We start from the raw sequence: 13,071 nt of genomic DNA on the forward strand, positions 1-13,071 counted from the left end.
ACTCTCTTCATATTTCTCCTCATATTTCGGCTCCGACAGCTCAGCGAGGTGGCCTTGCCCGTTTCTGCCGCGACGCCCGACGACGTCGTCCGTCATGTCTTCCGCTATCTCGCGGAAGTGGGCGAGAGCCGTACAAGACCCGTACGGACGTACGACGATGCCAGGCACCAGGTCTGGTTCGCCGATCTGCCCGCGCAGTTCGGATGTTTCCTGACCGAAGTCGTACCTGGCGATGCCCCTTTGTGGCTGCGTGCCGACCGGCCCGAGCGCCACGACCCGCCCGCGCCGCCCCTGCCGCTCGCCCACTGGCTGAACGAGCGGGAGATCCGCGACTCCGAACGGGACACCGCACCCGCGCTCCGGTCCCAGGCGGACATCCCCGCCGAAGAGGTGTCGGCCGACGGCAGCGCGCAGGCCACCCGGGTCACCGTCCAGCTCGCCGGCTCACCCCAGCGCGACAGGGTGCACGAGCAGCACCGGGCCTGGGCTCGCGCCTGGGAGACCTGGGCGAACCGCGACCGGTCCATGAAACCCGTGGTGCGTGCCTATGACCGGCTCTATCGGCTGTGCGTGGACACCTCCGAGCTCGGCGAGAGCTTCGAACTGGTCGTCGGCTTCGGCTACTTGAGCTGGTCGGCGCAGGACGAGCCGGTCCGCCACCACCTCGTCACCTGCCGCGCCGTCATCGCCATCGACCCCGACAGCGGCGCCATCACCGTCGGCCCCGACCCGGAGCACGGCAGCCCGGTGCTGGAGGAGTCCATGCTCGACGCCGGACAGAAGGCGCGCGCCGACACCCGCGCCCTCGTACGTCAGGAACTGGAGGCCGCCGGCGACACCACGGACCCGGCGCTCGCCGACCGACTCCACCGGGCCCTGACGACCTGGACCATCGCGGCCCACCAGGCGGGCCGCTACGAACCCTCGGCGACCCGGCACCGTACGGTGGGAGACCCCGCCGTCCCCGTCGTCAGCTTCGCACCGCTGCTGCTGCTCAGGGAGCGCACCCGGCGCAGCATGCTCGAAGCGCTGCGTGGCGTCGCCGTGAGCATCGAGCGGGGAGCCGAGCCCACCACCTTGCTGCGGGCCATCGCCGGCGCGGGCGGCGACCGACCGCTGGGCGAACCCGCCAGCGGCGAAGCACTCGGGGAATCACCGGAGTTGTACTTCGCGCTGCCCTCCAACGACGAACAGCGCACCATCGCCGAGCGGCTGCGCGACCGTGACCTCGTGGTCGTGCAAGGGCCGCCCGGCACCGGCAAGACGCACACGATCGCGAACCTGGTCACCGACCTCCTCGCGCACGGCAACCGGGTGCTGATCACCAGCCACACGGCTCGCGCCCTGCGGGTCCTGAAGGACAAGCTCCCCGCCAGCGTCCGCGAGCTGTGTGTCAGCCGCACCGACGACGGAGCCGCGCAGCAGGAGTTGGAACAATCGGTCAAGGCCATCCTCGACCGGCAGGGCGACTTCTCCGCGCGGGCCTACCGGCGGCGGATCCAGGAGCACGAAGAACGGCTCAGGTCCGCACGATCGGCGCAGGCGCTCGCCCTGAAAGCCCTGCGCGCGCTGCGGGAGCGGGAGACCTACCACCACCCCGCCGAGACGGGCGACTACGAGGGCACCCTGGCCCGGATCGCCCAGCGGCTCGCCGGCGAACGCCCGCGCTTCGAATGGATCGGCGCCGTCCCCGCCGACGCCCCCACCCTCGACGTGGACGCCCTGCCCCGGCTGCGCCGTGCCGCGCTCGCCTTCACCGACCGTCACCGGAGGCTCGCGGCCACCGTCGGGGCGGCACTGCCCGAGCCGGGACAGCTGCCGTCGGGGCCCGAGTTCGCTGAGGCGATCGAGACGATCCGCGCCGCGGAGGCCGACCTCGCGGCGCTGCGGAAGGACGGCTCCGTCTCCCGCCTCGACGACGCCGTGTCCTCCCTGACAGTCGCACAGCAGGACCAACTGGCCGCCGCACTCGACCGTTTCATGGCCGCGGCAGCGGCGGCCACACCGCGGGGCTGGGCCGCCGAACTGCGTGGCGATGTGCTGGCCGGACAGGATCTCGGCGCGCGCAGTCGGCACGAGCGCACCACGGTCGCGCTGGCCGCCGTCGAGGACGCGGCGGCCGCGCTCGGCTCCACGCTGGTCAGCGGCCTGGAGCCGCACGACGTGCCGACGGCCCTCGGCCTCGCCAACGCGCTCCGCGACGGGCTCGCGGCGGGAGAGAGGCTGCGCGGACCGCTGGGGCTGAGGTCGAAGCTGCGCAAGGCGGTCGGCGACTTTCCGGAGACGGTACGGGTCGACGGCCGCGCCGTGGAGACCGAGCCCGCCGCGGTCGCCGTACTGCATCGCGTCACCCTGGAACGCCACCTGCAGGACATCGAACGGGGCTGGGGAGACGGCGCCGACACCGGAGCATGGCAGGCCACCGATCCCCGTATCGCCCGGCTGCGCCAGGACGTCGCCACGCTCACCGCGCTGACCGCCCTCGCCGACCTGCGCCGGGACGTCGTCCAGGTGGCCGCGGTGACTCCGGGGCTGGCGGGGGTCGACTGGGGGAACGACGAGGCGGCGAACACCGTGCGGAGCGTGCTGCGGGCCAGGGCGGCGCGCCGTGCCGCCGATCGCCCACGCGCCCTGATCGACGGCGCCCTCGGCGTACTGCGCGCCGCCGCGCACCGAAGGGGCGCGTCGGCAGCCGTGGACCGGGCCCGCGCGGCGGTCGAGGCACGCGACGCGGACGCGTACGGCACCGCCGTGGGCGAACTGGAGGACCTGCGGGAGGCGCTGGCGCGAAAGAAGGCGTGCGACGAGGCCTACCGGCAGGTCGCGGCCGAACTCCCCGAGGTCGCCGACCTGTTGGAGTCCGAGCCGCGGGATCCGGTCTGGGACACCCGGCTCGGTGAGGTCGGGGCCGCCTGGTCGTGGTCGGCCTGGCACGCCCGGATGCAGGAGCTGACCGACCCGGCAGCCGAGGCCACTCAGCTGCGGCGGCTCGCGGAGGCCGATGCGGAGATCCGGATCAGCCTGGAGCGGCTGGCGGCCGACAAGTCCTGGTTCAGCTGCCTGTCCCGGCTCACGGACGACCAGGCCGTGGCCCTCACCTCGTACCAGCAGAGCGTCCGCAAGCTGGGCAAGGGCACGGGCAAATACGCCGCCACCTACCGCAGGCAGGCCCGCGAGAGCCTGCAGGCCAGCCAGGAGGCGGTGCCCGCCTGGATCATGCCGCTGCACCAGGTGACCGAGACGGTGCCGATGGACCGGGCCGGGCGCTTCGACGTCGTGATCATCGACGAGGCGAGCCAGTCCGGTCCCGAGGCGCTGCTGCTGGCCTGGCTCGGCGCGAAGGTGATCGTCGTCGGCGACGACCAGCAGGTCAGCCCCGCACAGGTCGGAGTGGACCACGACGAACAGTTCGCGTTGCAGCGGCGGCTGCTCGGTGAGCTGCCCGCGGCCCGCCGTAATCTCTTCACGCCCACCGCGAGTCTCTTCGACATCGCGTCCGGTCTCGCGGGCGGCCGCGGCAGGCTGATGCTCCAGGAACACTTCCGGTGCATGCCGGAGATCATCGGCTTCTCCAACCAGCTGTGCTACGGAGGTCGGCTCCAGCCGCTGCGGCAGTACGGCGCCGACCGGCTGCCGCCGCTGCGATCCGTACACGTGGCCGACGGTTACGTGGAGGGCAGCGGGCAGAAGCAGATCAACCGTCCCGAGGCGGAGCGCCTGGTGGACGAGATCGCCCGGTGCATCGCGGATCCCGCCTACGCGGGACGCACCCTGGGCGTGATCACGCTGCTCGGTACGGGTCAGAAGTTCCTCATTGAGGATCTGCTGGCCGACCGGATCCCGCTCGACGAGCGGCAGCGGCGACGGCTGCGCGTGGGCAACGCGGAGGAGTTCCAGGGCGACGAACGCGACATCGTCTTCATCGGCCTGGTGGCGTCCCTCACCGGTCCGGACGGGCCGCGCCGTATCGGCTCCTACAGCAGTTCGCTGTACCGGCAGCACATCAACGTGGCCGCTTCCCGCGCCCGCGACCAGGTGCGGCTGTTCCACAGTGTGACGCTCACGGAGCTGGGAGAGACCGATCTGCGGCGCGCTTACCTGGACTGGTTCTCGCGTCCGGCGGAGGAACGGGACGGCGCGGACCTCGGCGAGGTCCGGCCCGACGTCCCGCACCAGGCCTTCGACAGTCTCTTCGAACAGCGCGTGTATCTGGCGCTGCGGGAGCGGGGCTACCGTGTGCGGCCCCAGTACCCGGCCGGCCGCTACCGCATCGACCTCGTCGTCGAGGGCGGTACGCAGCGACTGGCCGTGGAGTGCGACGGCGACGCCTTCCACACCGAGGAGAACGCGGACGCGGACGCGGCGCGTCAGCGCGAACTGGAGCGAGTGGGCTGGACGTTCGTCCGCATCCGGGGCAGCCGTTTCTTCCTCGATCCGGAACAGGCGCTGGGGCCGCTGTGGGCGGAGCTCGAACGGCTCGGTATCGAGACGACGGCGGCGAGAGCGGCGGGGGCCGATCCGGGCGTGCCGCCCGGCGCGGGGCCGCGCGCCGAGCCTACGGGGCGGGTGGCTCGGACCGCTGGAAGCGGGGGTGCCACCGTACTGGTGGGTACCTCGGTACAGGCGGATGCCACCGCGGATACGGGTGCCCCCGGGGCGGCGCCTGCCGCGGTGCCGGTGCGGGCCGCGGCGTCGGCGGCCGTCCGGGACCGGAGGTTCGCGCGGGCCGCGGGGGCGGGTGACGGGCGGCCGCCCCTCGTGTCCGTGGCACGTCTTCACCGCGACGAGGTCAACGCGGCCCAGCACGCGTTCAGCATGCGCGGGACCGTGCCGGGCGCCGCGCGATTCCTCGGCGGTGCGGGGGTTGCGAACTTCCCCGGTGCCGACGCCGTGGACGTCCTGCGCGACGGGCGGGCGGTGGTGCGCCTCGCGCACGCCGAGGTGCAGGCCATGATCCGTGCGGCGATAGCACGTGCCGAGGTCCCGGTGCTGGGAGACGACGGGCAGGTGGGGCTGGCGCGCCACCACGCCCCGGGGTCGCCCGGCGCACCCGAGGGCCGGACCACCGAACTGCTGCGCGTGCAGAGGGTGACGGATCGCGGATCGGACCGCACATCCGGCCGCGCGACCGGCCGTACATCCGACCGAGCAACCGACCGCACAACGGGCCATATCCCGGCGCAGCCGATCCCGGCGCAGCCGATCCCGGCCGTCGGACCCTCCCCTGCCCCCGTTCGTGTCGACCGTCTCACCCTCGCCGCTCACCGACGGGTGCAGCGGGAGCTGCAGCGGGTGCAGGACGCGCTGGACCAGCCGCCTCCGGAGGTGGTGGCCGTCGACTCCTCCTCCCGGAGGGCACAGCTGGCCGACCACGAGAAGCGCCGTGAAGCGCTCAAGGACCGGCGGAGTTTTCTGCGTGCCGTGCTCGACCAGGTGATCCCCGACGCCTCCCTGAGCGGCGGGTCGATGGTCGTGCCGGGCTGTCTCGTCGGTGTCGAGGACCGGGACGAACCCGGGATCACGACGTACGAGATCGCGATGCTCGCGGGTGACGAGGCGGAGCGTCTGAGCCCCAACTCCGCCCTCGGCAAGGCGCTGTTGTGGCGCGAGGTCGGGGACGAGGTGAGCTGGCGGACGGAGCGGGGTACGGGGATGAGCGTCGTCGTCCGGTACATCCAGGACTGAGCCACTGAGCCACTGAGACACGAACGGCGTGTCCGAGGACATCGCCCCTACGGAGGTGGGGTGTTACACGCCCCGCCTCCGGCGCATCTCTCGTAACGACTCCTCCATCCGGCGTACCTGGTGGCGCAGTTCGAAGACATCGTCCAAGCCGCTCGTCGCCATGTGGGCCTCGATTCTTTCCAGCCGGTCGGCCAGCTCGTCGAACTGGCCCTGCTCGTGCGCGAGCATCCGTTCCAGTTGCTGGTTCTTGCGGTGCAGGTCCAGGAAGACGGTGACCTTGGCGCGGAGCACCCATGGGTCGAAGGGCTTGGTCAAGTAGTCGGCGGCGCCGGTCGCGTAGCCGCGGAAGGCATAGCCCGCGTCGGCGTCGGTGCCGGTCAGGAAGATGATGGGAACGTCCTTGGTCTGGTCGAGCCGTTTGATGTTCGCGGCGGTTTCGAAGCCGTCCATGCCCGGCATGCGGATGTCCAGGAGGACGACGGCGAAGCGTTGCCTGAGCAGTGCCTTCATCGCTTCCTCGCCCGAACGCGCGCGGACGAGCGGCTCGTTGAGGGATCCCAGGACGGCCTCCAGCGCGATCAGGTTGTCCTCCATGTCGTCGACCAGGAGGATGCTGGCGCGCTCGTCGGTCGTTTCCTCAGCGCTCATGGTGACTGTGCCTCACTCGGTCGTCGGCGGGACCGCGGCCTCCCCGGCTGCTGTGCTCGGTCCCGGAACAACGGGTTCGTCGGCGTCGTCCTGCTCCGCGTCGTCCGTGCTCTCCGGGTCGAGGAGGGCGCAGACGACCGTGAGCAGCTGGTCGACGTCCACCGGCTTGGGTACGTAGTCGTTGGCACCGCGCGCGATGGACTTCTCGCGGTCTCCCGGCATCGCCTTCGCGGTCAGCGCGACGATGGGCAGGCCCGTCCAGCGGGGGGTGCGGCGGATGGCGGAGATCGTTTCGTAGCCGTCCATCTCCGGCATCATGATGTCCATCAGAACGAGTTCGACGTCAGGGTTGCGCTCCAGGGTCTCGATGCCCTCACGGCCGTTCTCCGCGTACAGGACGGGCATGCCGACGCGGCCCAGGACATGGGTGAGCGCGAAGACGTTGCGGATGTCGTCGTCCACGATCAGCACCCGGCGCCCCGGCAGGACCTGGCCCGCACGGCCGGCCTTCCAGGCCTCCAGCTTGGTGGGGGTGGGCCAGGAGTCGTCGGTGTCGTGGGCGGTGTACGGCTCGGTGGACAGCTGTTCGGGTACGGGTGGCCGGTGGTCCTCCGGGGCGGCGCCGGTCGCCGTGTGGCCGGGGCTGACGACAGGGACGTACAGCGTGAAGGTGGAACCCTTCCCGGGGGAGCTCTCCGCGATGATGCGGCCGCCGAGCAGCCCGGAGATCTCCCGGCTGATGGACAGGCCGAGGCCGGTACCGCCGTATTTGCGGTTGGTGGTGCCGTCGGCCTGCTGGAACGCCTCGAAGATCACCGGGAGTTTCTCCGCGGCGATCCCGATGCCGGTGTCGGAGACGGCGAAGGCGATCACGTCGTCGCTGTTCTCGCGGGTGAAGGCGTGTTCGGGGTCCTTGAGGCGGTTGACGCGCAGCTCGACCCGGCCGGTCGCGGTGAACTTGATCGCGTTGGAGAGCAGATTGCGCAGGATCTGCTGGAGCCGCTGCTCGTCCGAGTACATCTCCCGCGGTACGTCCTCCCCGACCGTCACCTCGAAGGCGAGACCGCGGTCCAGGGTGAGCGGGCGGAAGGTGGCGTGGACGTAGTCGAGCAGTTTGATCAACGGCAGCCTCTTCGGGCGTACGTCCATACGGCCCGCCTCGATCTTCGACAGGTCGAGGATGTCGTTGATGAGCTGGAGGAGATCGGAGCCCGAGCGGTGGATCGTCGTCGCGAACTGCACCTCCTGGTCGGTGAGATGGCCGTCCGGGTTGTCGGAGAGGAGGCGGGCGAGGATCAGCAGTGAGTTGAGCGGCGTGCGCAGTTCGTGCGACATGTTCGCCAGGAACTCCGACTTGTACTGCGAACTCGTCGCCAGGAGCGCCGCTTTCTCCTCCAGTTCGGCGTTCGAGCGTTGCAGCTCCGCCTGTTGCGACTGGAGTTCGTCCGAGCGGTCCTGGAGCTGGATGGCCAGGCGCTGGGACTCGCCGAGCAGGGACTCCGTACGGGAGTTGGCGATGATGGTGTTGATGGCGACGCCGATGGTGTTCACGAACTGGTCGAAGAAGGCCAGATGGACGTCCGAGAAGCGGGAGAAGGAGGCGAGCTCGATCACGCCGAGGAGTTTGTCCTCGAAGAGGATCGGGATGATGACGACACTGGCGGGGGCGGCTTCCCCCAGACCGCTGTTGATCTTGATGTAGTCCGGCGGAGCCTCCTCGACGAGGATCCGCTTCTTCTCCCGGGCCGCCTGCCGGACCAGGCCGTGCACCGGCATACCGCCGGTGTCGACGGTCGCGCCCTGCGCCGAGCCGTATCCGGCGATGAAGGCGAGTCCCTTGGCGGGGACGGCGGTGTGCAGGGAGGTCCCGTCCTCCTCCGGGTCGGCCAGGAAGAAGGCGCCGTACTGCGCGTTCACCAGCGGGGTCAGCTCGCGCAGGATCAGGTCGGCGACCTCCATCAGATCCCGGTGGCCCTGCATCAGCGCGGCGAGACGGGCGAGGTTCGACTCCAGCCAGTCCTTGGCACGGGTCGTCTCGCGGAGGTTGGCCACCATCAGGTTGATGTTGTCCTTCAGCTCGGCGACCTCGCCCTGCGTCTCCACGGTGATGGAGCGGGACATGTCGCCCTGGGCCACCGCGGAGGCGACCTCGGCGATCGCGCGGACCTGGGTGGTGAGGTTGGAGGCGAGCTCGTTCACGTTCGTCGTGAGCCGCTTCCAGGTGCCGTACACGCCCTCGACCCGTGCCTGGCCGCCGAGTTGGCCCTCCGAGCCCACCTCGCGGGCCACCCGCGTGACCTCGGAGGAGAAGGAGGAGAGGGTGTCGACCATCGTGTTGATGGTGGTCTTGAGTTCGAGGATCTCGCCGCGCGCGTCCACGTCGATCTTCTTCGACAGGTCGCCCTGCGCCACGGCCGTCGCGACCTGCGCGATGTTGCGGACCTGCGAGGTCAGGTTGTCGGCCATGTAGTTGACGTTGTCGGTGAGGTCCCGCCAGACGCCGGAGACACCGAGCACCTGCGCGCGACCGCCGAGCCGGCCGTCCGTGCCGACCTCGCGGGCCACCCGGGTCACCTCGTCGGCGAAGGCCCGCAGCTGCTCCACCATCGTGTTGACGGTGTCCTTCAGTTCGAGGATCTCGCCGCGGGCGTCGACGGTGATCTTCTTCGACAGGTCGCCGTTCGCGACGGCCGTCGTCACCTGGGCGATGTTGCGGACCTGACTGGTCAGGTTCAGGGCCATGAAGTTGACGTTGTCCGTCAGGTCCTTCCAGACCCCGGAGACGCCCCTGACCTGGGCCTGGCCGCCGAGGTTGCCTTCGGTGCCGACCTCGCGGGCCACGCGGGTGACCTCGTCGGCGAAGGCGGAGAGCTGGTCGACCATGGTGTTGATGGTCGACTTGAGTTCGAGGATCTCGCCCTTCGCCTCGACGGTGATCTTCTTGCCGAGGTCGCCCTGCGCGACGGCCGTGGAGACGAGGGCGATGTTGCGGACCTGGGAGGTCAGGTTGTCCGCCATGAAGTTGACGTTGTCGGTGAGGTCCTTCCAGACGCCCGAGACGCCCCTGACCTGGGCGCGCCCACCGAGGTTGCCTTCGGTGCCGACCTCGCGGGCCACGCGGGTGACCTCGTCGGCGAAGGCGGAGAGCTGGTCGACCATGGTGTTGATGGTCGACTTGAGTTCGAGGATCTCGCCCTTCGCGTCGACCGTGATCTTCTGACTGAGGTCGCCGTTGGCCACGGCCGTGGTGACCTGGGCGATGTTGCGGACCTGCGAGGTCAGGTTCGAGGCCATGAAGTTCACGTTGTCGGTGAGGTCCTTCCAGACCCCGGAGACGCCTCTGACCTGGGCGCGGCCGCCCAGTTGGCCTTCGGTGCCGACCTCGCGGGCGACGCGGGTGACCTCGTCGGCGAAGGCGGAGAGCTGGTCGACCATCGTGTTCACGGTGAGCTTCAGTTCGAGCAGCTCGCCGGTCGCCTCGACCGTCACCGTACGGGTCAGATCGCCGCGCGCCACCGCCGTGGTCACCAGGGCGATGTCCCGCACCTGGGCCGTCAGCCGGGACGCCATCGTGTTGACCGCCTCGGTCACATCGCGCCAACTGCCGGAGAGCCCTTGTACCTTGGCGCGCCCGCCGAGGCGGCCCTCGGTGCCGACCTCACGGGCGACCCGGGTCACCTCGCCCGTGAAGAGGGAGAGCTGATCGACCATCTTGTTGACGGCGCGGCCCAACCGCCGCAGATCGCCCCTGAGTTGCCGGTTCCCGTCGTGCAGGTCGACCCGCTGGGTGAGATCGCCGCCGGCCACGGCGTCCAGGACGCGCGTCGCGTTCGCGGCCGGTGCCACCAGGGCGTCGAGCAACTGGTTCACGTCATTCACACGGCTCGTCCAGCCGCCCTGGCCCGGGCTCGCCGACAGCCGCTCGTCGAGCCGGCCGTGCCGGACCAGCTCCCGCCGTACCCGCTGCACTTCCGTGTTGAAGTGGGTGCTGCGGTCGATGATCTGGTTGAAGGTGGCGCTCAGGTCGGCCACCAGGCCGTGCCCCGTCTCCGGGACCTTCGTGAAGTCGCCGTCCCGTGCGGCTGTCATCGCGGCGAGCAGAGGGCGCAGCTCGGATGCTCGAATCTGGCCATCTTTCTGTCCGTCTTCGAGCACACGCGTAGCACTGTTCTCACTCATGGCGGCCCACTTCGGTAACTCGGCGCTTATGGGCGTGGTCAGTCTGTCACTCTGTCCGTGTCGCCTGAGGCGTATTCGTCCGATCTGCTCAGGGAGCCGCACAGTGGGGGCCATTCCGACGCAACGGGAGTCACAGCCGGACTCCATGGCGCTTGCCCCTGGTACGCCCGCGCACCACCGCGCGGGCCAGGAAACGATGGCGCGCGCCGCGCTGCCGGGCACTCCGCTCGCGCCCGGTGCCGCCCGACGGCTGGTGCGCGAGGCACTCGCCGGCTGGGCCGAACTCGCCCTGCCCGGCGCCGAGACAGTCGGCGAACGCCTGGTCGGCGATGCCGTCGTGGTCGTCAGCGAACTCGTCACCAACGCCGTCGTGCACGCGGGCACCGACGTCGAGCTGGTCTGCCGGCTGGAGATCACGGACGGCGGCGCGATGGGCGCCGTGGTCGTCGAGGTCTCCGACCACCACCCCTCGCGGGCGGTACGCGAGGAGGCCATCGAACGCGCGTACGGCACACCGGAGTACGGCCGCGGGTTGCGGCTCGTCGCCGCGCTGTCGGAGGCATGGGGGATCACCTATCGGACCGGGGTCAAGACGGTCTGGGCGCGGCTGCCTGTCGACGGGGGGCTGAGCGTCGACGGCGGGTTGGGCGGTGACGGCGGGTTGAGCGGCGATGCCAGGCTGAGCGGTGACGGCGGGTTGAGTGTCGGTGGAGGGTTGGGCGTCGCCGACGGGCTGAGCGGTGATGGCGGTCTGGGTGTCGACACGGGCGTCGGTTTCGACACGGGCGTCGGTTTCGATACGGGGGTCGGTTTTGGGACGGGTGCGGGCATCGCGGCGGGATCGGCCGACGCGGGGACGCCGGCCCTCGACGTGGGACTGCTCGTCGACGGGATGACGGCGGCGTACGGCGACGGGTACGCCCCGGGGCGGGGGACACCCGGCGGTGAGGGCGGCGCCCACGCGCCGCGGCGTGGACGGCGGCAGGACGGCGACTGGCTCAACCGCGGCGCCCTCTCCTTCCTCGCCGAGGCCTCCGACCTGCTCGCCGGGCAGCTCGACGAGGACCTGGTCGCCGCGCTCGCCGGACAGCTCCTCGTGCCACGGCTCGCCGACTGGTGCGCGGTGTGGCTGGAGGACGAGGCCACCGACCGGGCGGGCGGGCTCGGGCTGGCCCTGGGGCCGCGGCTCGCCCGGGTCTGGCACGGCAGCGAGAACCGGATCGAGGAGCTGCGCCGGGCACTGGAGAAGGATCCGCCGCGGCTGCCGGACTCGGTGCGGTCGCGGGCCGTGCCGGTGCCCTGGCCGGGGGAGGCGTTAGGCGGGGGTGTCGGTGCCCCTGCCGGTGGTGCTGGTGCCGGTGTGGATGTCGATGCGGGGGAGGCGCTGGGGGCGGGTGGTGCCGGCGGTGCGGGTGGTGGCTGCGGTGCAGACGGTGCGGGTGCTGCGGGTGGTAGCTGCGGTGCAGACGGTGCGGGTGGAGCTGGCCGTGTGGGCGATGGCTGTGGTGCGGGTGGAGCTGGCCGTGTGGGCGGTGCGGGCGATGGCTGCGGTGCGGGTGGGGTGAGTGGCGCGGCGCTCGCGTATCGGCTGATCGCGGGTGGGCGGCCGCTCGGCACCCTCGTCATCGGGCGGGCCGGACCGGTCGGCTTCCCCGACGAGATCACCGGACTCGTCGAGGACCTCAGCCGCCGGATAGCCCTCGCCATCGGCGCCGCCCGCCAGTACGCGCGCCAGGCCACCATCAGCCGGGTCCTCCAGCGCGGCCTGCTGCCCGGCGCGGTCGCCGAGATCCCCGGGGTGCGCAGCGCCCTCGTGTACGAGCCGCTCGACAAGGGCGGGCCCAGCGGCGACTTCTACGACCTCTTCCCGGCCGGCGACGGACGCTGGTGCTTCGTCCTCGGTGATGTGCAGGGCAAGGGCCCGGAGGCCGCCGTGGTGATCGGCCTCGCCCGGCCCTGGCTCCGCCTGCTGGCCCGCGAGGGTTACCACGTCGCGGACGTCCTCGACCGCCTCAACCAGCTCCTCCTCGACGACGCGACGGAGGCGGCCGACGCGGCGGCCCGCGCGCTGGTGGCCGCAGGCGGACCCGGGCTCGGCCCCGACGAGGGCCCCCAGACCCGTTTCCTCTCCATGCTGTACGGCGAACTGGTGCCCTTCGACGGCGGCGTCCGTTGCACCCTCGCCTCCGCCGGGCATCCGCTGCCGCTGATCCTGGGCCCCGCGGGCGACGTACGGGAGGTGGCCGAGCCGCAGACCCTTCTCGGGGTCTTCGAGGACGCGACCTACGTCTCCGAGACCTTCGAGCTGTACCCCGGCGACACCGTCCTGTGCGTCACCGACGGGGTGACGGAGCGCCGCAGCGGGCCCCGCCAGTTCGACGACGACGACGGGCTCGCGGAGGCCCTCGCGGGCTGTGCCGGGCTGAGCGCCGAGCTCGTCGCGGAACGGATCCGGCGACTGGTGCACGAGTTCGGCAGCAAGCCGCCGGAGGACGACCTGGCGCTGCTGGTGTTGCAGGCGGAGTAGGGCATGCGGCCCTGTACGGGACAGCCGAGCAG

Annotated in this window: 4 protein-coding genes; 2 read left to right on the forward strand and 2 right to left on the reverse strand. The window is 71.2% G+C overall.

From position 1 onward, the window contains the following. Positions 1-54 precede the first annotated feature (54 nt). Entirely contained in the window at positions 55-5,685 is a 5,631-nt protein-coding gene (locus RV986_RS34860; RefSeq protein WP_475921172.1) for an AAA domain-containing protein, read from the forward strand. A gap of 63 nt (positions 5,686-5,748) precedes the next feature. Here RV986_RS34860 and RV986_RS34865 read toward each other — a convergent pair whose 3' ends face one another. Further along, positions 5,749-6,333, reverse strand: coding sequence for a response regulator (locus RV986_RS34865; RefSeq protein WP_475921173.1), 585 nt, complete (start codon positions 6,331-6,333; stop codon positions 5,749-5,751). A gap of 12 nt (positions 6,334-6,345) precedes the next feature. Continuing rightward, entirely contained in the window at positions 6,346-10,422 is a 4,077-nt protein-coding gene (locus tag RV986_RS34870) for a HAMP domain-containing protein (protein ID WP_475921174.1), read from the reverse strand. 235 nt (positions 10,423-10,657) lie between these two features. On the opposite strand from RV986_RS34870, the gene RV986_RS34875 reads away from it, so the two are divergent. Further along, entirely contained in the window at positions 10,658-13,039 is a 2,382-nt protein-coding gene (locus tag RV986_RS34875) for a SpoIIE family protein phosphatase (RefSeq protein WP_475921175.1), read from the forward strand. Positions 13,040-13,071: the final 32 nt, after the last annotated feature.

Source organism: Streptomyces sp. RLA012, from assembly GCF_056270325.1.

Excerpts from the sequence above, each read along its gene's own strand:
- RV986_RS34865 (WP_475921173.1), bottom strand. The coding sequence starts at position 6,333 with ATGAGCGCTGAGGAAACGACCGACGAGCGCGCCAGCATCCTCCTGGTC.
- RV986_RS34870 (WP_475921174.1), bottom strand. The coding sequence starts at position 10,422 with ATGACAGCCGCACGGGACGGCGACTTCACGAAGGTCCCGGAGACGGGG.
- RV986_RS34875 (WP_475921175.1), top strand. The coding sequence starts at position 10,658 with ATGGCGCTTGCCCCTGGTACGCCCGCGCACCACCGCGCGGGCCAGGAA.